Raw genomic sequence first — 22,474 nt, forward strand, 5'->3', positions numbered from 1 at the left:
GATGGCACGAAACGCGCAGCGCGGCCGCTCGGGACCGAGGCCGGGGCACAGTCACCGAACAGCCCGCGCCGACGCGGAGCTGATCGGACCTAGAGCCCCACGAGCATGAGCTCGTCGGCGGTCCGCGCGGCCGGGGCGATGCGGCCCGAGGCGACCGGGTCGGCGTCGCCGGCGCCGTCGTCCGCCGTGGCCGCCTTGCCGGCCGGCTCGCGGACGAAGAGCGGCACGGGCTTGGCCGTGCGGGCGCTGAACTCGAGCCGGTCGGCGACGGCGCGGGCGTGCTGCGCCATGTCGTGCGCGATGGTGATGCTCTCGCCCAGGTACGCGCGCGGGTCGATCAGGCGGCAGATCTCGTCGCGGCTGAAGTAGGCGCTGACCGTCGCGTTCCGCACAAGCAGGTCCAGGAACGGCGTGTCCCCGACGGCGGACTCCTGCGCCACCTCGTAGACCACCTCGTGCGCCTTCTGCCGGCCGATGCGCTCGCCCAGCTCCATCATGAGCGACTCCGACCCGATGAGGCCCTCGCTCAGCGCCAGGTTGGCGCGCATCCGCCGCTCGTCCAGCTCCAGCCCGTCGAGGATCACGTCGAGGCGGGTCAGGATGTCGCCGGCCAGCACGGTGGCGCGGGCGACCGTCTCCTCCAGGAGGTCGGTCATGCCGCCGTTGGCCTCGTGGTCGTGCTGCATCGACTCGAGCGCGGGCGCGGCGAGCGCGCGGAGCTGGGCGCTCATCGACAGGAGGTCGAGCGCGAGCTGCGGGTTGCGCTTGTGGGGCATGGTCGAGCTGCCGACGGTGCCGTCCGGGATGGGCTCGAACGCCTCACCGAACTCCGGCTGCATCATCGAGTAGATGTCCTTGCCGATCTTGCCGGCGGTCCCGGCCACCTGGCCGAGGACGAGCACGAGCTCGACGATGCCGTCGTTGATCGCCCGCGACGGAACCGGCATGGTGCCGAGCCCGAGGTGGTTGGCCACCCGGCGCTCGACCTCGCGGCCGGCGGGCCCGAACGACGCGAACGTGCCGACGGCGCCGCCCATGAGCACCCGGAACAGCCGGTCCTCGAGGCGCTCCAGCCGGTCGGTGTGCGCGGCGAGCTCGTCGATCCAGACCGCAACCTTGAAGCCGAACGTGACCGGCACGGCGTGCTGGCTGTGCGTACGGCCGGCCATCGGCACGGCGGCGGACGCCTCCGCCTGCTTCGACATGCCGCGCAGCACCTTGGCGAGCAGGTCCTTGACGGCACGGTGCGCGTCGCGCAGCACCAGGACGTCGGCCGTCTGCGTGATGTTCTGCGTTGTGGCGCCCCAGTGCACCCACCCGCCGTGCTCCCGCCCGACCACCCGGGCGAACTCCTCGATGAGCGGCATCAGGGGGTGGCTGGCCGACGCCGTCTCCGCCGCGACGCGGGCGAGGTCCAGCTTCTCGATCTGAGCGGCCTGGGCGATCGTCTCACCCGCCGGCTCCGGGATCAGGCCCACCTCTGCCTCGGCGAGCGCGAGCGCCGCCTCCACATCGAGTCGTGCCTGGAATCGGTTCTCGACGCTGAAGAGGTGCGCGATCCCGGCGTCGGGCACGCGTCCGTCAGTGAAGTGTCGAATCGATTCGCCATTCATCCCTGGTATCCCCGCTCAGTTCTTTCTTCTGTCGTCCGTGACTGCACGCGCTCCGGCCGGGCTCGTCCCCTTGTGAGGGCTCCTGCTCCACCGTGCCGGAACTCGCCGTGCCCACTCTGCCTGCGGCACCGACCTGCACCCGAATTGTGGGAGAGGATGCGGCATCCAGGCTAGCGGAACTGTTTCCAGAATGTAACGGGAGTGAGGTCTGTCACACCAGTCCCAGGTGCCATAAGGCCTCGGACCTGCCGCGAGAGGCCGATCCACGCGCCTCGGGTGAATTCCGGGACGTGTGACATGTGTCTCGCATGGCGGAACGCGGACGCCGGTCCGACGACGCGGAGAGCCCGGCCGCGCGCCACGAGGGTGGCGTGCGGCCGGGCTCTCGGTCGTCGAAGGCGAGCGGCCGGCATCGACGACGGCGGACGTCCGGTGTCGTCGGGGTCAGGCGTTCGGCGCGAGCGCGGTGCGGTCAGCCCGCAGGCGACTCGTCGGCCGGCGTCTCACGTTCGTCACGTTGGGGCACGAAGGCGTCGGTGGCGCTCCGATGCAGGAGCGTGGTCCGGCGAGGGTTGGCGATGGAGCGGTACTGGGCGTCGTCGGCGTCCGTCATGGTCCTCCTCCGGTGCACGCGTACGGGTGACGTGGCACGTGGTTCACCGCTGATGTGCGGATCATCCATTTTGGTTGATACCGCGTCGCGGCGTCGACTGAAAGAGCTGTGACGTCGGACTCATGAGGCCGTCAGAACCCGCTCGTCAGAGCGGCGCCGGCGTGTCAGTGGTCGGGTGCCAGGACGACGTCGAAGCGGGTGCGGGCCCAGGTGCCCTCGATCTCCCGGCCGTCGGGCGTCGGTGTGCCCGGCAGCAGCTCCTCGAAGTCCATGACCAGCGAGTCCTTGACCCCGAACACGGAGTCGGCCGCGAGCAGCTCGTCGCCGCGCACGAAGATGTGGGTCACGAGCGTCCGCAGCCCGGGCGCCGTCACCATGAAGTGCAGGTGCGCGGCGCGCATGGGCGACCGGCCGGACGCCGCGAGCAGCGCGCCGACCGGCCCGTCGTGCGGGATCGGGTACGGCGTGGGCGTGACGCCCCAGAAGCGGTAGCCGCCGCCGTCGTCCGTGAAGAGGTGGGCGCGGCCGGCGGTGCGGTCGTCGTCGTACTGGACGTCGTAGAAGCCGTCCTCGTCCGCCTCCCACACCTCGATGCGCGCGCCCGGGACGGGCCTGCCGGACGTGTCGGTGACGGTGCCCTCCACCCAGCACGGCTGGCCGGTCGCGCCGCCCGCGATGTCGCCGCCGTTCTCGATGCGCGGCGCGTCGTCCACGAAGAACGGGCCGAACACCGTGGCCTCGGTCGCGTTCGCATAGGCCTCGTTGTTGATGGCGATGGTCTGCATGGAGGCGCCCAGCACGTCGGACAGCAGGATGAACTCCTGCCGCTTGTCGTCGGTGATGCGCCCGGCGGCGGTGAGGAACTCGATGCCCCGGTTCCACTCCTCCTCGGTGATCCGCACCTCGCGCAGGAACGCGTGCAGGTGCCGGGTCAGGGCCTGCATGACGGTCCGCAGGCGTTCGTCGTCCGCGCCGTCGAACGACGCCACCACGCGGTCGGTGAGCTCCTGCTCGCGGGCGGCCTGCTCTGGAGCCGCCGGCTCGGCGGCCGGGCGGCCGACCGGCTCGTCCGTGCCCGGCTCGTTCACGCCCGGCTCAGTCATCGCGGTCGCTCCGGCCCAGGACCGACCTCAGCGCCTCGCCGAGCGCCGACGCCGGGTCGTCGGCGAGGGTCTGCGCGCGCCACGCGACGTGCGAGTCCGGACGGACCAGGACCGCGCCCGACTCCTCGACGCCGCGCATCCTCGCCCAGTCGTAGTAGGTGTCGATGACCTCGCGGCCCGGCCCGATGACCACCGCCGCGAGCGACACGTTGAGCTCCTCGGCGACCTTCGCCGCGGCGTCGGCCCATGCCTCGCCCGCGATGCCGGTGACCAGCGTGAACTGCCCGTAGGGGGTGAGGTCGTGCGTCGAACGCTTGTGGCCGTCGGGACCCGCTACCCACACGTGCGGGAACCGTGCACCGGGCACCGTGGACTGCTGGTAGTAGAGCTCCGGGTCGCGCTCGTCCACCGGCTTGGGCGACCCGTCGGGGACGACGGCGGCCGACTCGTAGAACTGGCCCAGCTCCACGCCGTGCGCGTTGAACTCGTAGTGCTTCAGGTCCATCGCCTCCACGAGCGCCGCCCGCTTGGCCGCACCCGCCGGGGTGTTCGCCTTGCGCTCGTCGATGGCGGCCTGCATCGCCTCGGGCGTCTCGGCGTCGAGCACCCCGAGCACCTCCATGAACCGGAACTCGCCGCCCGACTTGTTGGCGCGCAGCACGATCTGCTCGGCCACGGGCGCACGCTCGGCCGAGTACGTGTCCAGCAGGGACGGCGCGGCCTGGCCGTTCAGGACGGCGGCGATCTTCCACGCGAGGTTGTACGAGTCCTGCACCGAGGTGTTGGACCCCAGGCCGTTGCTCGGCGGGTGCCGGTGCACGGCGTCGCCCGCGCAGAAGACGCGGCCGTTCTGCAGGTGGGTCGCGTACATCCGGTTGTTGCCCCACAGCGAGTAGCCGGTGATCTCGACGTCCAGGTCCTCGACGCCCACGAGCTGGCGCACGATCTCGGTCGCCGCCGCGTCGTCGAGCTGCGGCGGCTCGCCGGCGATGTCGTAGCCCCAGACGATGAGCCACTCGGTCCACGGCCGGACCATGCGGACCAGGCCGGCGCCGATGCCGCCGACGTCGGAGCCGGGCTGCAGCACCCAGTACAGGACCGACGGGCGGTGGCCCACGAGGTCGGTGAGGTCGGCCTTGAACGTGATGTTCATGGAGCCGGCGATGTCCATGGCACCCTCGAACGGGAGGCCCGCGTCGGCGGCCACCTGGGAGCGGGCGCCGTCGCCGCCGATCAGGTACTTCGAGCGGATCGTGTAGCGCAGGCCGGTGACCCGGTCGAGCACGCGCGTGCTGACGCCGTCGACGTCCTGCGTGTGGCTCAGGTACTCCGTGGAGAACCGGGACTGGGTGCCGCGCTGGGTGGCGTTCTTCACCAGGATGGGTTCGAGGTAGGTCTGCGGGATGTCCACCGTGAGCGACGGCGACGCGAGCCGCGCGTCGGCCTCGCGCGCCGGGTGGGTCTCCCAGGTGAGGATGCGGCCGATCTCCTCGCCCGCGATCGTCGTGCAGAACACCGTGTCGCCGACCAGCTCGTGCGGTGTGGCGTCCGCGAGCACCTGGTCCTCGATGCCCAGGTCGCGGAAGATCTCCATGGTCCGCTGGTTCGTGATGTGCGCGCGGGGTGTGTTCGCCGTCCAGCGGTACTTGGTGATCATGATGTTGCTGACCCCCAGGCTGGACAGGAACAGGGCCGCCGAGGCGCCCGCCGGGCCCGAGCCCACGACCAGCACGTCGGTCTCGACGACCGGGTCGCCGTCCGTGCTGGTGCTCGGGCTGGTGTCCGTGCTGGTGTCCGTGCTGGTGGGCAGGGCGGTCTCCGGCTGACCGTCGTCGAAATCAGGCATGCGCATACCGTCCCGTAGGGCCGCGGGTGAGAAAAGGGGCGGCCACGAAAGTCGGCGGAAACCCTCAAGGCGGGGTGGGGTGGCAGGCTGGTCTGCGGCGGCGGTCCGCTTGGCCCGCCCGCTGAGGCCGGTCCGCTGGAGCCAGTCCGCTGCGAGGACGTCGGGTACCGGGATCAGGCAGGTTTGAGCGCCTCCGGCCGTTCCTGGAGCCGACCGATGTACCGGCGCGCCTCCGACGGCGACATGCCCGCCTGCTCCCGGAACACCCGCGAGAACTGCGCGGCCGACGAGAAGCCGCAGCGCAGGCCGATGGCCTCGACGGTCTGCTCCGCGTACGAGGCCATGCGCAGCATGCGGCCCGCGAGCTCCACGCGACGGCGCGCGACGAACCGCGGCACGCTCGTACCGCGCTCGGCGAAGACGCGCGAGAGCTGCCGTTCACTCACGCCGATCGCGTCGGCGATCCGCCGCGCGGACAGCGTGGGGTCGCGCAGCCACTGCCGCACGTACTGCTCGGCGGCGGCGAAGTGCGCGCCCGACGCCTGCGTCCTGGACGCGGCGGGGTGCGCGACCACCGCCGCGACCAGGTCGAGCGCCGCACCCTCGTCGGCGGCGCCGTCGCCCTGGGGCCCCACCGCGCGGGCGACCAGGGCGGCGAGGGCTGCGGCGTAGGTGTTGGCGCCGGACGGCGGTCCGGAAGCCCTGGCCGATCCCGGCAGGCCGAAGTCGATCACCCGGGCGGTGCGCGGGACGGTGCCGCCCACGGAGCGGAACACCTCGTACGGGACCTTGATCGCTAGCTCCTCCAGGCCCTGGGAGAACCCGCGCAGGAACGGCCGGTCGGCGTCGCACACGAGAAGCTGGCCGGGGCGGAGCATCCGGACGCCGTCGTCGTGGTAGAAGAACGCCTCGCCCACGAGCGTGAAGTAGAGGGCCACCGACTCGGTGGGGCGGGTACGGACCGTGCGCACCGTGCGCTCGACGGCGTGCGGGTTGGCCTCGACGTGCGCCAGGTGCAGCCGGTCGAGCTGGAGGTTCGCCTCGGACGCCTCGAGCGCCGCCTCGTCGAGCATGCGGCACTGCAGCGCGACCAGGGCGTCGGCGTTGTGCTCCTCCCACAGCTCGATCCGCCGCGCTGCGGGCAGGCCACGCGTGGAGAAGCGGTCGACGGCGCCGTGCGACGCCGGTGTGGCACGGGTCACGGTGCTCAGATTAGGTGGCAGCGCAGTGCGCGCACCAGGACTCTCCCGTGATGGGCCGCGTGGCGACCCCGCGTGTTGTCGGGGCCACGTTCGGGCAGGTCAGCGCAGCTCCGTCCGCTGCTGCTCGGCTCGCGGCGCCGTTCCGCGCCGCGCTCCCCTTCGAGCGCGCCGCGCTCCCCTTCGAGCGCGCCGCGCTCCCTTCGAGACCGAGGTTCCTTCGCTTTGACGGGCCCGAAAGCGGAGGAACCTCGGTCTCGAAGAGAAGGAGATCCGGTGGGCAGGGGTGCGCCGCGCCGTCGGACGCAGGATGCTCGTGGCATGCCTGACGAGACGATGCCACCGGCCCAGCCCTCGACGCGGCCCTCGGTCCAGCACCCCGATCAGCACTCTGCCCAGCACGCCGACCGGCCGCCGGCCCTGAAGCCGCCGCGCGACCCGCAGCTCGTGCTGCTCCGGCACGGCGAGACCGAGTGGAGCGCGAGCGGGCAGCACACGGGACGCACGGACATCCCGCTCACCGCCGACGGCGAGAAGCAGGCCCGGTCCGCCGGGGCAACGCTCGCCGACTACGAGTTCGCCGCCGTCTACACGTCTCCGCTGACCCGGGCGCGGCGGACGGCGGAGCTCGCGGGCTACCCCGACGCCGTCGTCGACGAGGACCTCGCCGAGTGGGACTACGGGCCCGTGGACGGCCGGACCTCGCACGACGTCTCCGAGATCCTGGGGCGCGAGTTCCTCATCTTCGACGACGGCGTCCGCGTGCTGCCGCCGTCGGCCGAGCACGGCGGGGGCCGGGCGGGCGAGACGCTGGACGAGGTCGCCGTGCGCGCCGCCCGGATCATCGCCCGGGCGGAGCGGACGCTCGCCGGCGAGGACGCGCTGGAGGCCGGGTCGGGGCCGCGTGACGTGCTGCTCGTCGCGCACGGCCACCTGCTGCGCGTGCTCGCCACGGTCTGGCTCGGCGTGGACCCGCGCCTCGGCGCCCGGTTCGAGCTGGGCACCGCCGCCGTCTGCCTGCTGGGCTACGGGCACAGCCTGCGCACCATCGAGGGGTGGAACCTGGCCGCGCAGTAGCTCGGGTCGCGCGGCGGTTCCGGCCGGGCAGTGGCTCCGGTCGCACGACGGTTCTGTCCGCTCAGGGGCTCCGCTCGGACGGCGGATCGGCGCAACCTGGCGGTTCCAATCAGTAGCCTCCGGATCGCGCGGTAAGGCAGTATTCGCGGCATGAGGGAAGAGCACCTCGCCGACGGCGAGACCATCGTGATGCAGCTCCGCACCCACCCGAAGAAGGTCGTCAAGCCGATCCTGGTGCTCGTGCTGCTGGTCGTGGTCCTGGTGGCCCTGTGGGTGGTGCCGCTGCCGGTCGACCAGATCGTGCTGTGGTTCGCGACGGCGGCGCTCGTGGTGCTCGGCCTGGCCGCCGCGGCGGGGCCGTTCCTGCGCTGGCGCACCACCCGGTACATCATCACCAACCAGCGCGTCGCGCTGCGCACCGGCATCCTGACGCAGACCGGCCGGGACATCCCGCTCTACCGGATCAACAACGTCACGTTCGAGAAGCAGCTCAGCGACCGGTTCTTCGGCTGCGGCACCCTCGTGATCTCCGACGGCACCGACCAGCCCGGCATGGTGCTCGACGACGTGCCCGACGTCGAGCGGGTGCAGCGCACCCTGCAGGACCTGGTCCGCCAGGGCAACACGCTGAGCGACGACTGACGCGGTGCCGGCCCGGCGACCGTTGGGTGCTGACTGCCGTTGGGTGCTGACTGACCGGCCTCGGCCTGGGGCGATGTGGCTCGGTTCGGGCACCGTCATCCGAGTTCGCCCTCCCGCACCACCGCAGAGGCGGCTCACCGCTCTTCAGGGTCGATGATCTCGGCCAGGTCCGCGCCCGCGCGCAGCAGGGCGACCGTGCGGACGGCGATCTGGTCGAGCCGCCGGTCCAGGATCCGCCTGGCCTCGGCGACCCCTTCGAGCCCGCGGAGGGACGCGACGACGTCGCGCACCGCCGGGATGCCGTACCCGCTGGCGCGCAGGGCCGCGACGATGCGCGCCTCGCGGATGGCCGCCGGCCCGTACTGCCCGGCGCGCAGGGTGGTCACCCGCTCCGGGACCGCCAGGCCCTCCTGCTCCCAGAACCGGAGCGTGGACGTGCGCACGCCGAGGGCGGTGGCGAGCTGGGTGATGGTCATCGTGTCGGTGCCGGTGGTGCTGGGGCTCAGGCTCGCGCTCCCGACGACATTGGCACCTGCGCCGCCACCGGCGTCGACATCGGAGCCCGCGTCCGCGCCGGCATCGGAGTCAGCGGCGACGACGGAGTCTGCGCTGGTGACGGGCTCGGCCTGGATGGCGCTCAGCGCCTCCTGCGCGCGGAGCGCCTCGTCGCGCTCGCGCGCGAGCCGGACGTGCACGGCCCCGATCGCGGCGGCGGCGTCCGCGAGGTTTCCTGCCGGTCGCGCGGCGAACAGCTCGACGAGCAGGCGGCGCGCCTCCACCGGCCCGGCGGCGCTCGCCAGGCCCCGGTAGGCGCGAAGCGCCCGGACGTGCAGCGGCAGGTACGTCCGGTAGCCGTTCGGCGCACGCATGGCCGCCGGGATGACGCCGAGGCGCTCCAGGTCCCGGACCTGCTGCACGGAGTAGCCCGACTCCCGGGCGACGTCGGCCGTGCGGAGCGGCGGGCCGCCCGGCGCGTTTTCGGCGGGCATCAGCTCAACCCCACATAAGCACTTGAAGGTGATGCTTGAACCATGAGCACACGTCTGAGTATCGACCAGGTCATCAGTGCTGTCCGAGGCCTCGACGGTGCACTCGTCGTCGCGCCCGCCGTCGGCGACCCGGCGTTCCCTGAGCTGGCCTGGGGCGACGCGTTCTTCTACTACGCGCCGGACGGGCAGATGCCCCGCACCGTCCAGCCGTACGGGACGATCGTCACCAAGAACTACCCCGACGACACCGCCTCGGACCTCGACCCGGCGGGCCGGTGGCGGGTGAACATCCATGTCGACCGCGCCACGTTCCGCGAGCTCACCGGCGACCTCGGCGCCACGGATCCGGCGTCGGCCGATCCGGGTACGTCCCCGACGTCGGCCGATTCAGTGACGCCCCCAGCATCGGCCGATCCGGCGACACCCGAGACATCGGTAGATCCGGCGATGCCCCCGGCATCGGTCGATCCCGCGGTGCCCCCGGCATCCGTCGATCCCGCGACATCCCCGACATCCGTCAGTCCCGCGACGCCCGACGTCGTGCTGCCGCATCCGGTCTACGCCTCGGCCGGCTGGGTCGCCGTCGTCAATCCCGGCCGCGCGACCGGGGACACGGTGCTCCGACTCCTCCGCGAAGCCCACGACGCCGCCCGGGCCCGCTACGAACGGCGCCACGGCCCGGAGGACTGACCTCCGCCGAACCGCAACTTGGCCCTGCTCGCTCTCCCGCCGAACCGCAACCTGTTCGAGTTCCAGTTCGCCGAACCGCAGCGACACGCCGAGGGGATCGTGATCTGCGGCGCGTCGTTGCGGTTCGGCGGCGGGGCACACCATCAACCTGCGGTTCGGCGAGAGCACGAGATCAACCTGCGGTTCGGCGGGAGAGCGAGCAGGGCCAAGTTGCGGTTCGGGGTCGACGGCGTTCAGCTCGGCAGAACCTCTCCCCGTCAGTCGATGATGGCGCTCTCGTCAGTCGACGGTCCCACCCTCGTCAGTCGACGGTCCCACCCTCGTCAGTCGGCCGTCCCGCCCTCGTCAGTCGACGATCGCGCGGCCCGCCGCCTGTTCGGTGCGGCGGAGCATGTCGGCGCTGAGCCGGATCTCACCGGCGGCGTGCGCGTTCAGCAGCCGCTGGGCCAGCCGCTCCAGGGTGTCCGGGTCGGGCGCGCCCTTCTCGTCGACGACGGCCTCCGGCGCGCCGGTCCCGGGAGCGTCTGCCCCTGCCGCCACACCTTCCGCGGTTGACGCTCCGGTCACGAGAGACCCACCGTCCGCAAGAGTCGTACCGTCCGCCGGCGACACACCAGCGACGGGAGACCCACCGGCCACCGGAGCAGACGTCGTCGTCCCCTCGCCGCGCGCGGCGCCGTACCGCCCGGCGAACCAGTCCGCAATGGTCACCCCGTGCGCGGGCGTGTGCACGACGTCGACGTGGTCGCCCGCGCCGACCTCGCCGTTCTCGACCACGCGCAGGTAGGCACCCGTGCGGTTCGCCTGCGTGAACCGGCGCACCCAGCGCTCCTCGCCGAGCCGGCGGCCGAAGGTCTGGCACGGCACGCGAGGCTGCGTGACCTCCAGCAGCGCCGAGCCGACCCGCCACCGTTCGCCGATCACCGCGTGGTTCACGTCCAGCCCGCGCGTGCGCAGGTTCTCGCCGAACAGGCCGGGCGTGACCTCGCGGCCCAGCTCGGCGGACCAGAAGTCGGCGTCCTCCTGCGCGTAGGCGCAGACGGCCTGGTCGCGGCCGCCGTGGTTGGCCCGGTCGGCCTGCACGTCGGCGTACAGCCCGAGGGGCCGGACCTTGACCCGCCCCTCGACGGGCCGCTTGTCGATCGCCGTCACGCCCACGGTGCCGGCGTCGGGATGCAGGGTGTAGACGCGGCAGACCGCGAGAAGCTCAGCCATGCACCCATGCTCTCACTTGGGGAAGGCCAGGTCGGCGCTCCGCCGAGGCGGACCGACCCTGCTGACGTCGGCAGGTCGCCTCGCGGCGTCGGCAGTCTCCGGCGACGTCGGCAGTTTGCATCGAGATCGGTCCAGGCCTGAGCCGATCTCGATGCAAACGCACGAGTTCGTGGTGCAAACTGCCGACACCGCGGAGAACTGCCGACGTCCCGCAGCCTGCCAACGTCCCGGAAGACCGCCGACACCGCAGGAAACTGCCGACCGGAGTCACCAGTAGCCTCCAGTCAGCGGCCCCGTCAGTGGCCCCGCGGCAGCGGCAGCGGCTCCATCCACTGGTCGTTCGCGGTCAGATCGATGCCGAACTCCGACGCGAAGCGCATGCGCGTGCCAGCCAGTACCCCGTCCACCGACTCGTCGAGCTCGTACACCCGAGCGCCGCGCAGCCGGTTCCGCTCGGCACCCCCCAGGCCGTACGTGCCGAACCCGGTGTTGCCCGCGTAGCCGAGCAGCACGCCGTAGTAGTCGCCGTGGTAGGTGTTCACGTGGTCGTGCCCGCAGAACACGCCGCGGACGTCGCCCCGGTGCTGGATCGCGGAGAACATGCCGGAGTTGAACGGCCCTGGGCACTCCTCCTCGTTCCGCTCGCCCTCGATCCCGTGCCGCGCGAGCCCGCGCGCGTGGTCGGCGTCGGTCCGGCCGTCCACCGAGCCGAACCACATGAACCGGTACTCCCACAGCGGGATGTGGATGAACATGAGCGACGGGATCGCCCGCCCGTACCGGCGCTCGAGCTGCACCGAGGTGTCGTAGTACCACTTCACCTGGTCCATGCGCAGCCAGTCCCAGGTGGGGTAGCCGTCGAAGTTCTGGCCGGACAGCGTCTCGGGGGCGTACCGCCCAGAGTCGAGCAGCCAGAGGTTGAACGCCGGGCGCCCGTTCCGGCCCTCGATCAGCAGGTTCGAGTTGCCCTGCCCGGTGACGCCGCGCGCCGTCGGACCGTTCACGTTGTAGCGGTAGGACCGGTAGAAGGCCAGCATGTCAGCCTCGTCGACGCCGCTGTCGGGCGTCGAGTCCTCGTCGTGGTTGCCGAAGGTGATGGCCCACGGGATGGCCCGCTCCTCCATCGGCTGCACCACGTTGTTCATCGCCTGGCGCATCTCGAGCGGGGTGTCGCAGCCGCCCGTGATGTTGTCACCGTTGAGGACCACGAAGTCCGGCCGCTCGTCGTCGAGCACCGCGCGCATGAGCTCCAGGGTGCGGCGGTCGATCTTCTCGTCGTCCTGCGTGTCGTTGAACTGGACGATCTTGAACTTGCCGTCCCGCCCGAACCGCAGCCCGCGCTGCGGGTGCCGCGCGAGCTCGGTGGCGTCCGCCGGCGCGGAGGCGGCCGTGGCCGCCACGGTCGCGACGCCCGCCGCGCCGAGGCTGCTCAGGGACAGGAACGTCCTGCGGTCGACGCCGGACGCGGCGTCCTCGGCCGGGGTGGTCTCGCTCGGCATGCCGCCGGCAGTGTTCTCACTCATGCCGACGACGATCGAGCGCCGCGCTGGCGCCCGCCCGTCCGCCGGATGGACCCCCGGTGACGGTCTGCTGAACGCCTACCGCCGCGCCGTCGTCGCGGTCACCGCCGCGCCGTCGTCGCCTGCTCGGCCGGCACCCGGCGCACGGCGCGCGTGACCCCGTAGACCGCGAGGATCACCACGACGAGGCCGGCGGTCGCGGCGATCTGCGGCCGGGCGGCGTCATCGGACAGCATGAGGCCCACCACCGCGACGAGCGCCGCCAGCGTGGCCCACGAGAGCCACGGGTAGCCCCACGCGCGCAGGCGCAGGGGCTCGCCACGCTCTGCGGCGGCGGCCTCCAGCCGCGGCCGCAGCCGGAGCTGCGCGACGACGACGAGCAGCCACACCACGAGCAGCGCCGAGCCGACGGCGTTGAGCAGCACCCCGAGCAGCGACTCGGGCAGCAGGTAGTTGAGCAGCACCGCCACGACGCCGAAGAACACCGAGACCAGCACGGCGACCCACGGGACGTCGCGGCGCGAGACCCGGGTCGCGAGCGCCGGGGCGTCGCCGCGCCCGCCGAGCGAGAACAGCATGCGGGACGTCGCGTAGACGTTGGCGTTGAACGCGCTGAGCAGCGCGAGCACCACGACGACCTCCATGAGCCGCGCCGCGCCGTCGAACCCCGCCATCTCCAGCACGGACACGAACGGCGACTCCAGGCGGGCGGCGTCGGTCCACGGGATCAGGGCGACCATGATCGCCACGGAGCCCACGTAGAAGAACAAGATGCGCCACAGGATGGTGCGGGTGGCGCTCGCGACCGCCGTCTGCGGGTCGCGCGCCTCGGCTGCCGCGATGGTGACGATCTCGATGCCGCCGAACGCGAACACCACGGTGAGCAGGCCCGCCGCGATGCCGGGCAGCCCGGCGGGCGCGAACCCGCCGTGTGCCGCCCACTCGCCCAGGACACTGCCCGTCACCGGGACGACGCCGGTCACGATGAGCACACCCAGCACGAGGAAGCCCACGATCGCCGCGACCTTGATGGTCGCGAACCAGAACTCGGCCTCGCCGAACTGCCGCACGCCGATCAGGTTGACCGCCCCGAACACCCCCACGACGACGGCGGCGACCACCCACTGCGGCACCGCGGGCCACCAGCCGTGCACGATGCCGGCCACGCCGGTCACCTCGACGCCGAGCACCATGACGATGGTGAACCAGTACAGCCAGCCGAGCACGAACCCGGCCCAGCGGCCCAGCGCCGCCTCCGCGTACACGGAGAAGGACCCGCTCGACGGGAGCGCAGAGGCCAGCTCGGCGAGCATCCGCATGACGAGCACGACGATCGCGCCGGCTATCGCGTAGCTGACGAGGACGGCCGGGCCGGCGGCCGCGACGCCGAGGCCGGAGCCCAGGAACAGGCCGGCGCCGATCGCTGAGCCCAGGCCCATCATCGTCAGGTGGCGGGTGCGCAGGCCGTGGGCCAGCCCCTCGCCCTGGTCGGCCGGGCCGGTCTGGTCGGTCTGGTGGTCGGTGGTACTCACGACCGACCACGGTAACCCGGCGATGAGAGACTTTCGTACGTGACCGATTCCGTGCACACCTCCATGCAGCTACCCCCCGACGAGGACGAGGACTACGGCATCGAGACCCCGCTGAGCGGGCACCCCGAACCGCTGCCGCACGTGGTGGTGGTCGGCGGTGGGTTCGCCGGCATGGCCGTGGTGAAGGCCCTCCGGGACGCGCCCGTGCGGATCACCCTGATCGACCGCCGCGTCTACAACACGTTCCAGCCGCTGCTGTACCAGGTGGCGACGGGTGGCCTGAACCCGGGCGACGTCACCTACTTCCTGCGCGGCCTGCGGCTGCGCCAGAAGAACGTGCACGTGGTGCACGAGCATCTGGTGGGGGCCGACCACGCGGCGAAGAAGATCCGCCTGCTCAACGACCACTGGGTCAGCTACGACTACCTCGTGGTGACGGCGGGCGTGACCACCAACTTCTTCGGCACGCCCGGCGCCAAGGAGCACGCGTTCCCCATGTACTCGCGGTCGCAGGCGATGCGGATCCGCGACAACCTCTTCATCCGCCTGGAGAAGGCCGCGAAGTCCAAGCGGATCGACGACGGCCTGCGCGTCGTCGTCGTGGGCGGCGGCGCCACGGGGGTCGAGGTAGCCGGCGCGCTCGCCGAGCTGCGCACCGCGGGCCTCGCACCCGCCTACCCGGAGATCCACGGCGACGCGTTCGAGGTCAAGGTGGTGCAGCGCGGCGGCGAGATCCTCAAGTCGTTCGCCCCCAAGCTGCGCAGGTACGCGGCCGAGGAGCTGCGGCACCGCGGGGTCTCGCTGCACCTGGGCGCCGGCGTCGCCGCCGTCGAGCGCGAGGCGGTGGTGCTGACCGACGGCACGCGCATCCACGCCGACCTGACCGTCTGGTCCGCCGGCGTGCACCCGCACGAGGAGGTCGCCGACTGGGGGCTGCCGCAGGACGAGGGCGGCCGCATCAAGGTCGGCGACGACATGCAGGTCGAGGGCCTGCCGGGCGTCTTCGCTGCGGGCGACATCGCGGTCTCGCCGGCCGACCTGCCGCAGCTCGCCCAGCCGGCGATCCAGGGCGGCCTCGTGGTGGGCCGGAACATCCGCGCCCTGCTCGACGGCCGCCCCCTGCACGAGCTGCGCTACGTCGACAAGGGCACGATGGCGGTGATCGGCCGCCGCGCCGCGATCGCCGAGATCAACCTGCCCTTCGGCCTGCGCGAGGGCAAGCCGCTGCGGATCACCAAGGGTTCGGCGTGGCTGGTGTGGCTGTTCGTGCACATCATGTCGCTGGTGGGGCCCCGCAACCGGGTCACGACGCTGGCGGGCCTGGTCACGCGGTACGGGTTCCCGTTCCACCGGCGTCCCGTCCCGATCGTCGGCGACGTCCCGACGGTCCGGCCGCCCAAGAAGGCGACGGTGCTTCCGTCCGAGAGGGCGTAGCCGGCCTCTGGCGCTCTTGCGCCCTGAATCGACGAGTGTCAACATAGAAATATGTCGATACAGAGCGGAGCCGCCTCCTCCGCGGAGGCGCACGCGATCGGGGCCGACGCCGCGGCCGAGCTCGCCGCGACGCTCAAGGCGATCGCGGACCCGCTCCGGCTCCGCATGCTGTCGGCCATCGCCACCTCGCCCACCGGCGAGACGACGGCGGGCGAGCTCGCGACGCTGACCGCCGTCTCCCAGCCCACGGTGTCGCACCACCTCAAGGTGCTGCGCGACGTCGGCCTGCTCACCTCCGACCGGCGTGGCACGTGGGTCTGGTACCGGGTCGCGCCCGCCTACCGGGGCGCCGTCACGACGCTGCTGGACCGGTTCGCGCCCGCCGCCATCGAGGTCGCGAACGTCGCCAGGGCCGCGGAGCGCGGCGCACGAGGCGGGCACGGCTCGCCCGGCGGGCACGGCGAGGTGACGGGCCTCGACGACGTGGACGCGGCGCTCGACCGGCTCGCGGCCTCGCTCGCCGAACGGTTCCCCGGAACCCCGGAACCCGAGTGCTACCGCGTGGTCCGCGAGTCGTACGCGGCGCTCGCCCGCCGGGGCGGCAACACGGCCTACCTGGTGCCGCTCACCGAGCACTTCGCGCGGCAGCGCATCGTCGACGTCGAGAAGGTGCGGGCGCTGGACGCCGAGCACAAGCCGCAGGTGCTCTTCGTGTGCGTGGCCAACGCCGGGCGGTCACAGCTCGCGGCGGCCCTGCTGCAGCACTACGCGGGCGACCGGGTGGTGGTCCGGTCCGCCGGCTCCGCACCCGCGAGCGACGTGCACGCGACGGTACGCACCCTCCTCGACGAGCTCGGTGACAGCGCCGCCGCCGACACGGTCGACGACGTCACGCGCTTCTACCCCAAGCCCCTGACCGACGACGCGATCCGCGCCGCCGACGTCGTGGTGACGATGGGCTGCGGCGACGCCTGCCCCGTGCTGCCGGGCAAGCGGTACGAGGAGTGGATGGTGGGCGATCCCGCCCTCGCCTCCCCCGCCGGCGTCGCCGCCATCCGCGACGAGCTGGACCGGCGCGTGCGCACTCTGCTCGCGTCGCTGGCGACCTCCCCGTCGGCCACCCGATGAACCCCGGCGACCCGATCACCCCTGGACAGGAGAGCTCCATGACCACGCCCGCGCCCGAGACCACCGCCAAGCCGTCCGCCCTGTTCGTCTGCGTGCACAACGCGGGCCGGTCCCAGATGGCCGCCGGATTCCTCCGGGCGCTGTCCGACGGCGCCGTCGAGGTCCGTTCGGCCGGGTCCATGCCCGCGGAGCAGCTCAACCCCGTGGTCGTGGAGGCGATGCTGGAGAAGGGCATCGACCTCCGCGGCGAGAAGCCCAAGATCCTGAGCAACGAGGCCGTCGAGGCCTCCGACGCCGTCATCACCATGGGCTGCGGCGACGCATGCCCCTACTACCCCGGCAAGAACTACCAGGACTGGGAGCTCGACGACCCGGCGGGCCAGGACCTGGACGCCGTCCGCCCCATCCGGGACGAGATCGAGCGGCGCGTGCGTGGGCTTCTCGTCGAGCTGGGTGTGCAGCCCGTGGCGTGAGCGCGCCCGGGCCGCACACCCAGCTCGGCGCGGGTTGGCGCGTGGTCGCTCAGCGCATGGCGCACGAACGCTCGGCACACGAGCGCTCGGCGCACGAGCTCCCGGCGCTCGGCTCAGCGCGCCGCCGGGTCCGCCGTCCTGAGCCCGATCGAGACGGGCTGCGGGCCCGCGGGGACGGCGCAGCACGAACCCGATCCGGACACGGCGGCGAGCGCGTCCAGCGGAACGACGCCGTCGGCGGCGGCGGCCAGCGCGAGGTCGGACGAGCAGACGCCGGTCTGCGGGAGGTTCAGCTCGACGGCCTCGGCCGCCGCACGGTCCCCGGCCAGGGCCGCGGCGATGGACCGGACCTGCTCGTAGCCCGTGGCCAGGAGGAACGTCGGCGCGCGGCCGTAGGACTTCATGCCGACGAGGTAGAACCCGGCGTCCGGGTGGGAGAGCTGGGCCTCACCGTGCGCGGGGACGGTGCCGCATGAGTGCAGGTTGGGGTCGATGAGCGACGCGATCTGCCGCGGCGCCTCGACCACGGGGTCGAGGTCGAGGCGGATCTCCCGGAGCATCGCGAGGTCGGGCCGGAAGCCGGTGGCGGCCACGACGTTGTGCACCGTCAGGTCGAGCGCGCCGTCGCCGACGCCGTCGCCTTCGCGGAGGGTGCCGAGCACGCGCAGGGTGCCGACGGCGGGTGTCGCCCCGGGCGTACCCGCCGGTTCCAGCCGCTCGATCGCCACCCGGGTCAGCAGCTCGATCCGGCCCGCCTCCACGGCGTCGCGCAGGCGCGTGCCGAGCAGGCCGCGCGCCGGAAGCTCGTCACCGGACCCGCCGCCGTACAGGCGGCGCGGCGACCCGCCGCGGACGGCCCAGGTGATCCGCGTGCCCCGCTCCTGCTCGGCGAGCTCGGCCAGGCTGAGCAGGGTGTTCGCGGCTGAGTGCCCCATCCCGACCACCAGCGTGTGCCGCCCGGCGAACCGCGCGCGGTCGCGGCCCAGCACGTCCGGCAGGGCGCCCACGAGGAAGCCCGCTGACTCCTCCTCGCCGAGCGCCGGCAGCCCGGAGGTACCCAGCGGGTTGGGCTGCCCGAAGGTCCCGGACGCATCGATCACGGCCCGCGCGCGGATCTCCTCCACGGTGCTCGACCCGCCGGACGCGGGACCGGTGACCACCCTGATCAGGTACGGCAGGCTCGCGCGCCCCCGCGACCGGGAGCGGTCCGCACCGTCCCGGGTCACGGCGACCACTCGCGTGCCGTACCGGATCCGCGCGCCCGCACGCTCGACGAGCGCGTCGGCGAGGGGTACGAGGTACCGCTCGACCAGGTCGGCGCCGGTGGGCAGCGCGTCGGGGTTGGGCTCGGCCCACGTCGTCCCGGCCTGATCGGCACCTTTGCCCGTGGCACCCGCACCAGCGCTGCCGGCGCCCGGCGCACCGATGCCCGCGCCGGCCGGGTCCGCACCCGGTGCGGCAAGGAGCAGACGGCGGGCGGCGGCGTCGACGTCGTACCGCCATGGGGAGAAGAGGCGCACGTGGCCCCACCGTGCGACGGCGGCGCCCGGACCGTCGCCCGCCTCCAGGACCAGGGGCTCCAGCCCGCGCTCCGCGAGGTGCGCCGCGGCCGCCAGGCCCACGGGCCCCGCACCGATCACCACGACCGGAAGGCTCTGCCCCGCCGGCCTCCCCGCTCGCGTCGCTGTCGTCGTCATCGCCGTCACCGCTTTCTCGTAGGACCTACAGATCGAAGATCGTCAATACGTCTCTGGCGCCGAACATATCCAGAAACTTCGATGCATGGCAAGATGGGGGCATGACCACGATCGCGCTCGCGCCCACACCGGCCGCGCCGACGTCGGGCGCCTGCTGCGCCCCCATCGTGCGCGAGGCCACGGACCCGGCCGCTGCCGCCGACCTCGCCCGCTCCTTCAAGGCGCTGGGTGACGCCACCCGGGTGCGGCTGCTCTCGATCGTCGCGGCGCACGACGGCGGCGAGGCCTGCGTGTGCGATCTCACCGAACCCGTCGGCCTGAGCCAGCCCACGGTGAGCCATCACCTGAAGATCCTGGTCGAGGCGGGTCTGCTCGCCCGTGAGCAGCGCGGCAAGTGGGCCTACTACTCGGTGGTGCCCGGCTCGCTCGACCGGCTCGGTGCGCTGCTGAGCGAAGCGGCGAGGTAGCCTCGCTCCTGGCACTCGGCCACACCGCCGTCGGCCCAGGAGAGACCCATGACCCCGGACGAGCTGCGCTCCGCACAAAAACTCACCATGGCGAACCCGGAGCGGTTGCGTCTGCTGGCCCGCATGCTCACGCACCCGGCGGGCGGCTCCACCGCCGAGGAACTGGTACCGCGTCCGGCGCCGCCGCGGCCGGGGGACGCGCGGCTCGGCGACCTGCGGCAGGGCGTGGGCACCGTGCTGGCCGTCGCCGACGTCGAGCAGCACCTCGAGGCGCTCGTGTCGGTCGGGCTGGTCGCCGTCGTGGGGCCCGTGTCGCCCGATGCCCGCCGCTCGTACGCGCCGCTGTACCGCGTGTCGTCGCGCGGTATCGCGCGGTTCGGGTCGGCGGCCCTCGCGACCCCGCGGTACGACGGCGAGGCCGCGCTCGACGTGCACGACCACGACGCCCTCCTCGCGCGGCTGACCGAGACGCTGTCCGTCGGGTTCGCCGCGAACGCGGGCGCCGGCACGGTGGACCGCCTGGTCCGGGAGTGCTACTCGGCGCTGAGCAGGCAGGTCGGGTCGTTCGGGCATCTTCCGGCGCTCACCGCATGGCTCGCGACCGACCGGCTCGCCGCGATGACCGAGGTGACGCACGGCTCACCGCGCGACGTGCTGTTCGTCTGCGTGCACAACACGGGCCGGTCCCAGATCGCCGCGGCGGTCACCCGGCGCCTCGCCGGTGACCGCATCCGCGTGCGGACGGCGGGGTCACGGCCCGTCGCCGAACCCGACCCGATGACGGAGACCGTGCTCGCGCGGCGCGGCCTCGACGGGCTCATCGAGTTCCCGCGCGAGCTCACGGACGACATCGTGCGCGCCTCGGGAGTGATCGTGACGATGGGCTGCGGCGACGCGTGCCCCGTCTACCCCGGGCGGCGCTACCTCGACTGGCCGCTGGACGACCCGGCGGGCCGGCCGATCGAGGAGGTGGAGCGGATCGTCGACGACATCACGGCGCGTGTGCGGGCCCTGGTCGCGGAGATCGACGCGGCCGAGGACCGGCCGACGGCGGAGCTCTCGGAGGCGGGGCTGTCCGAAGCGGGGCTGTCCGGGGCAGGCTTGTCCGACGCCGGGATGCCGCGGGGCTGGCTGCCGCGTCTTGCGCGGCGCCCGTGGACGGCCGTCACGAGCGCCATCGCCGCGAAGAGTCAGCGCAAGGCCCGATAGCCCGCGGGGTCTGTGGCGGTTCCACAGGTGTCCACAGGGTTGTGGACGACTTCGGTGGATAACTCCGATCTGGCATCCCTCGCGGGTGTCCGGTGGGCAATGTCAGTGGCTGGGTGCAGGGTGGTAGTCCAAGCATCGTTCGTGAGACGACCTCCTGAAGGGCTGAACCATGTCCGAACAGACCTCTGCCGCCCCCGACGCCATGCCGCCGTCCAGCGGGGTGGGCTCGCTCGACAGCGTGGTGCTCGACGTCCCTGACCTCGTCACGGAGGCCAACTTCTGGGCGGCGCTGACGGCGGGCACCGTGTCGAAGCAGGACGACGACTGGGTCACCGTCGTGACCCCCGACCGGTGGGGCATCGCCTTCCAGCTCGCGCCCGACCACATACCTCCGCAGTGGCCGAGCCAGGAGCACCCGCAGCAGGGACACCTCGACCTGTACGTCCCGGACCTGGCGACCGCGAGCGCCCGAGCGGTGGAGCTCGGGGCGACCGTGCTGCGGGAGAACGAGCAGTGGATCACGCTCGCCGACCCGGCCGGGCACCCCTTCGACCTGTGCCTCAAGGAGGAGCAGGAGGGCGTCACCGTCATGGGCACCACCTTCGACTGCGCCGACGCGTCGGCGCTCGCCCAGTTCTGGTCCGGCGTGCTGGGCGCTCCGGTGACCTACGACGCCGACGGGCTCGCCATGGTCGGCGGCACCAGGCCCGTGCTGTTCCAGTCCGTGGAGAACTACAACCCGCCGCAGTGGCCGGACCCCGGGCACCCGCAGCAGCTCCACCTCGACGTCGAGGTGCCCGACCTCGACGCGGGCGAGGCGGCGGTGCTGGCGCTCGGCGCGACCCGCCTGCCCGGCGGGAACGGCGGGTTCCGGGTGTTCGCCGACCCCGCCAACCACCCGTTCTGCCTCTGCGCGGAGGCATAGGAATGCCGCGCCCCGGCCCGCCCTGCGGCCACGGTCCGCCGGGCAGCACACCCTCGAAAGGAGTCCGTTGACATGCTGACCGTACGAGAGATGAGGACGCAGCTCGCCCGTCGGTTCGGCACGGCGCTCGAGAAACGTGCGGGCGTCAAGGTGACGCGTGTGCCCCGGTCGCCGTCCGACCAGAATGCGGTGCCCGACCAGAAGGTGGCCGCGCGGGACGATGCCGGCGAGAACGGAGGCACGAACGCCGTCGCGCCAACGGGCCAGGCCGGCAGGGCCGGCCTCTCGCGGACCGTGCGCCCGCCGGCCGACCCCGAGGCCGACCGGCTCCTGGAGGCCCCGGTCTTCGTGCTCTCCGCGCCCCGCTCCGGCTCGACGCTCCTGCGCGTGGTGCTGAACTCGCACTCCCAGCTCCACGCACCGATCGAGACGCACGTCCGGCGGCTGTCCGTGCGCGTCACCACCCCGCTCGCCCGGGAGGCGATGGAGACCCTCGGGCACAACGCGGCCGACGTTGAGCACATCCTGTGGGACCGGATGCTCCACCGTGAGCTGCTGCGCAGCGGCAAGCAGACCGTCGTGGAGAAGACCCCCAGCAACGTCTTCGTCGCCGACCGGTTCGCGGTGTGCTGGCCCGACGCCCGCTTCCTGTTCCTGCTGCGCCACCCGGTGTCGATCGCCCGGTCCTGGCACGACGCCGACCCGCCGCGGCGGCCCATGAACCGGGCCATCCGCCACACGCTGAAGTACATGGAAGCCCTGGACCGCGCCCGGCGCCGGCATGCCGGCCTCACCGTGCGCTACGAGGACCTCACGGCCGACCCGGCCACCGAGACCCGCCGCATCTGCGAGTACCTCGGCGTGCCCTGGGAGCCCGACATGATCTCCTACGGGCAGCAGGAGCACGGCGAGTTCCGCAAGGGCATGGGCGACTGGCGCGGAAAGATCCATACGGGCACCATCCAGCCCGGGCGTCCCCTCCCGAGTCCCGACCGGATCCCGCGCGAGCTGCGCGCGATGTGCGAGCGCTGGGGGTACGTCCCGGCGCGGAGCGGCTGAACGGGCGCTGCGCGGGCTCGGGAGCGGGCGCCACGCGGGCTCG

The 22,474-nt window shown here is 72.8% G+C and carries 20 protein-coding genes; 10 read left to right on the forward strand and 10 right to left on the reverse strand.

Annotated elements, in window-relative coordinates; all coding sequences use genetic code 11:
* Positions 1-89: 89 nt before the first annotated feature.
* From AC0QU1_RS25430 to AC0QU1_RS25450, 5 genes are all read right to left on the reverse strand, one after another.
* Positions 90-1,574: a class-II fumarase/aspartase family protein gene (locus tag AC0QU1_RS25430; protein ID WP_483573427.1), complete on the reverse strand. Its 1,485-nt coding sequence runs from the start codon at positions 1,572-1,574 to the stop codon at positions 90-92.
* A 511-nt stretch (positions 1,575-2,085) separates the two neighbouring features.
* Complete coding sequence (locus AC0QU1_RS25435) at positions 2,086-2,226, reverse strand: hypothetical protein (RefSeq protein ID WP_483573428.1); 141 nt, start codon at positions 2,224-2,226, stop codon at positions 2,086-2,088.
* A 164-nt stretch (positions 2,227-2,390) separates the two neighbouring features.
* Entirely contained in the window at positions 2,391-3,329 is a 939-nt protein-coding gene (locus tag AC0QU1_RS25440; RefSeq protein ID WP_483573429.1) for a dioxygenase family protein, read from the reverse strand.
* Positions 3,322-5,175, reverse strand: a complete 1,854-nt coding sequence (locus AC0QU1_RS25445; RefSeq protein ID WP_483573430.1) for an FAD-dependent oxidoreductase — start codon at positions 5,173-5,175, stop codon at positions 3,322-3,324. The genes AC0QU1_RS25440 and AC0QU1_RS25445 overlap by 8 nt, the downstream gene beginning before the upstream one ends.
* 173 nt (positions 5,176-5,348) lie before the next feature.
* The gene (locus tag AC0QU1_RS25450; protein ID WP_483573431.1) at positions 5,349-6,377 is read right to left on the reverse strand and encodes a helix-turn-helix domain-containing protein; all 1,029 of its coding nucleotides are present in this window, start codon (positions 6,375-6,377) and stop codon (positions 5,349-5,351) included.
* A gap of 318 nt (positions 6,378-6,695) precedes the next feature.
* On the opposite strand from AC0QU1_RS25450, the gene AC0QU1_RS25455 reads away from it, so the two are divergent.
* Both AC0QU1_RS25455 and AC0QU1_RS25460 read left to right on the forward strand, forming a co-directional pair.
* On the forward strand, positions 6,696-7,451 hold the full coding sequence (locus AC0QU1_RS25455; RefSeq protein ID WP_483573432.1) for a histidine phosphatase family protein: 756 nt from the start codon (positions 6,696-6,698) through the stop codon (positions 7,449-7,451).
* A gap of 150 nt (positions 7,452-7,601) precedes the next feature.
* Positions 7,602-8,093 (forward strand): PH domain-containing protein, encoded by a 492-nt coding sequence (locus tag AC0QU1_RS25460; protein ID WP_483573433.1) that lies wholly within the window; start codon positions 7,602-7,604, stop codon positions 8,091-8,093.
* Between the two features lie 134 nt (positions 8,094-8,227).
* On the opposite strand, the gene AC0QU1_RS25465 is transcribed toward AC0QU1_RS25460, so the two are convergent.
* Entirely contained in the window at positions 8,228-9,082 is an 855-nt protein-coding gene (locus AC0QU1_RS25465) for a MerR family transcriptional regulator (RefSeq protein WP_483573434.1), read from the reverse strand.
* A 42-nt stretch (positions 9,083-9,124) separates the two neighbouring features.
* On the opposite strand from AC0QU1_RS25465, the gene AC0QU1_RS25470 reads away from it, so the two are divergent.
* Complete coding sequence (locus AC0QU1_RS25470; RefSeq protein ID WP_483573435.1) at positions 9,125-9,772, forward strand: DUF6194 family protein; 648 nt, start codon at positions 9,125-9,127, stop codon at positions 9,770-9,772.
* 345 nt (positions 9,773-10,117) lie between these two features.
* Here AC0QU1_RS25470 and AC0QU1_RS25475 read toward each other — a convergent pair whose 3' ends face one another.
* The 3 genes from AC0QU1_RS25475 to AC0QU1_RS25485 form a co-directional block, all read right to left on the reverse strand.
* Positions 10,118-10,987 (reverse strand): MOSC domain-containing protein, encoded by an 870-nt coding sequence (locus AC0QU1_RS25475; protein WP_483573436.1) that lies wholly within the window; start codon positions 10,985-10,987, stop codon positions 10,118-10,120.
* 296 nt (positions 10,988-11,283) lie between these two features.
* Complete coding sequence (locus AC0QU1_RS25480; protein ID WP_483573437.1) at positions 11,284-12,510, reverse strand: metallophosphoesterase family protein; 1,227 nt, start codon at positions 12,508-12,510, stop codon at positions 11,284-11,286.
* A 98-nt stretch (positions 12,511-12,608) separates the two neighbouring features.
* Positions 12,609-14,039 (reverse strand): amino acid permease, encoded by a 1,431-nt coding sequence (locus tag AC0QU1_RS25485; RefSeq protein ID WP_483573438.1) that lies wholly within the window; start codon positions 14,037-14,039, stop codon positions 12,609-12,611.
* 39 nt (positions 14,040-14,078) lie between these two features.
* Here AC0QU1_RS25485 and AC0QU1_RS25490 point away from each other — a divergent pair, with 39 nt between their 5' ends.
* Genes AC0QU1_RS25490 through AC0QU1_RS25500 form a run of 3 tightly spaced genes read left to right on the forward strand, consistent with a single transcriptional unit; the run spans position 14,079 to position 17,074 of the window.
* Positions 14,079-15,473: an NAD(P)/FAD-dependent oxidoreductase gene (locus AC0QU1_RS25490; RefSeq protein WP_483573439.1), complete on the forward strand. Its 1,395-nt coding sequence runs from the start codon at positions 14,079-14,081 to the stop codon at positions 15,471-15,473.
* A gap of 51 nt (positions 15,474-15,524) precedes the next feature.
* Positions 15,525-16,601: a metalloregulator ArsR/SmtB family transcription factor gene (locus AC0QU1_RS25495; protein WP_483573440.1), complete on the forward strand. Its 1,077-nt coding sequence runs from the start codon at positions 15,525-15,527 to the stop codon at positions 16,599-16,601.
* Positions 16,602-16,639: 38 nt separating this feature from the next.
* Positions 16,640-17,074 carry an arsenate reductase ArsC gene (locus AC0QU1_RS25500; RefSeq protein WP_483573441.1) on the forward strand — a complete coding sequence of 145 codons (435 nt, stop codon included), beginning with the start codon at positions 16,640-16,642 and terminating at the stop codon, positions 17,072-17,074.
* Between the two features lie 113 nt (positions 17,075-17,187).
* Here AC0QU1_RS25500 and AC0QU1_RS25505 read toward each other — a convergent pair whose 3' ends face one another.
* Complete coding sequence (locus AC0QU1_RS25505) at positions 17,188-18,771, reverse strand: FAD-dependent oxidoreductase (RefSeq protein WP_483573442.1); 1,584 nt, start codon at positions 18,769-18,771, stop codon at positions 17,188-17,190.
* A gap of 101 nt (positions 18,772-18,872) precedes the next feature.
* Here AC0QU1_RS25505 and AC0QU1_RS25510 point away from each other — a divergent pair, with 101 nt between their 5' ends.
* The 4 genes from AC0QU1_RS25510 to AC0QU1_RS25525 all read left to right on the forward strand — a co-directional run bounded on the left by AC0QU1_RS25510 (position 18,873) and on the right by AC0QU1_RS25525 (position 22,431).
* Positions 18,873-19,238 (forward strand): ArsR/SmtB family transcription factor, encoded by a 366-nt coding sequence (locus AC0QU1_RS25510; protein ID WP_483573443.1) that lies wholly within the window; start codon positions 18,873-18,875, stop codon positions 19,236-19,238.
* A 48-nt stretch (positions 19,239-19,286) separates the two neighbouring features.
* Positions 19,287-20,447 carry an arsenate-mycothiol transferase ArsC gene (locus AC0QU1_RS25515; protein WP_483573444.1) on the forward strand — a complete coding sequence of 387 codons (1,161 nt, stop codon included), beginning with the start codon at positions 19,287-19,289 and terminating at the stop codon, positions 20,445-20,447.
* Positions 20,448-20,616: 169 nt separating this feature from the next.
* Positions 20,617-21,372 (forward strand): VOC family protein, encoded by a 756-nt coding sequence (locus AC0QU1_RS25520; protein ID WP_483573445.1) that lies wholly within the window; start codon positions 20,617-20,619, stop codon positions 21,370-21,372.
* A 72-nt stretch (positions 21,373-21,444) separates the two neighbouring features.
* Positions 21,445-22,431, forward strand: a complete 987-nt coding sequence (locus AC0QU1_RS25525; protein WP_483573446.1) for a sulfotransferase family protein — start codon at positions 21,445-21,447, stop codon at positions 22,429-22,431.
* Positions 22,432-22,474: the final 43 nt, after the last annotated feature.

This window comes from Promicromonospora noduliphila (genome assembly GCF_056951025.1).

Bases quoted from the DNA above. Each gene is read 5' to 3' on its own strand.
- AC0QU1_RS25435 (WP_483573428.1), bottom strand. From the start codon at position 2,226: ATGACGGACGCCGACGACGCCCAGTACCGCTCCATCGCCAACCCTCGC.
- AC0QU1_RS25440 (WP_483573429.1), bottom strand. From the start codon at position 3,329: ATGACTGAGCCGGGCGTGAACGAGCCGGGCACGGACGAGCCGGTCGGC.
- AC0QU1_RS25445 (WP_483573430.1), bottom strand. From the start codon at position 5,175: ATGCCTGATTTCGACGACGGTCAGCCGGAGACCGCCCTGCCCACCAGC.
- AC0QU1_RS25455 (WP_483573432.1), top strand. From the start codon at position 6,696: ATGCCTGACGAGACGATGCCACCGGCCCAGCCCTCGACGCGGCCCTCG.
- AC0QU1_RS25460 (WP_483573433.1), top strand. From the start codon at position 7,602: ATGAGGGAAGAGCACCTCGCCGACGGCGAGACCATCGTGATGCAGCTC.
- AC0QU1_RS25465 (WP_483573434.1), bottom strand. From the start codon at position 9,082: ATGCCCGCCGAAAACGCGCCGGGCGGCCCGCCGCTCCGCACGGCCGAC.
- AC0QU1_RS25470 (WP_483573435.1), top strand. From the start codon at position 9,125: ATGAGCACACGTCTGAGTATCGACCAGGTCATCAGTGCTGTCCGAGGC.
- AC0QU1_RS25475 (WP_483573436.1), bottom strand. From the start codon at position 10,987: ATGGCTGAGCTTCTCGCGGTCTGCCGCGTCTACACCCTGCATCCCGAC.
- AC0QU1_RS25480 (WP_483573437.1), bottom strand. From the start codon at position 12,510: ATGAGTGAGAACACTGCCGGCGGCATGCCGAGCGAGACCACCCCGGCC.
- AC0QU1_RS25495 (WP_483573440.1), top strand. From the start codon at position 15,525: ATGTCGATACAGAGCGGAGCCGCCTCCTCCGCGGAGGCGCACGCGATC.
- AC0QU1_RS25500 (WP_483573441.1), top strand. From the start codon at position 16,640: ATGACCACGCCCGCGCCCGAGACCACCGCCAAGCCGTCCGCCCTGTTC.
- AC0QU1_RS25505 (WP_483573442.1), bottom strand. From the start codon at position 18,771: ATGACGACGACAGCGACGCGAGCGGGGAGGCCGGCGGGGCAGAGCCTT.
- AC0QU1_RS25510 (WP_483573443.1), top strand. From the start codon at position 18,873: ATGACCACGATCGCGCTCGCGCCCACACCGGCCGCGCCGACGTCGGGC.
- AC0QU1_RS25515 (WP_483573444.1), top strand. From the start codon at position 19,287: ATGACCCCGGACGAGCTGCGCTCCGCACAAAAACTCACCATGGCGAAC.
- AC0QU1_RS25520 (WP_483573445.1), top strand. From the start codon at position 20,617: ATGTCCGAACAGACCTCTGCCGCCCCCGACGCCATGCCGCCGTCCAGC.
- AC0QU1_RS25525 (WP_483573446.1), top strand. From the start codon at position 21,445: ATGCTGACCGTACGAGAGATGAGGACGCAGCTCGCCCGTCGGTTCGGC.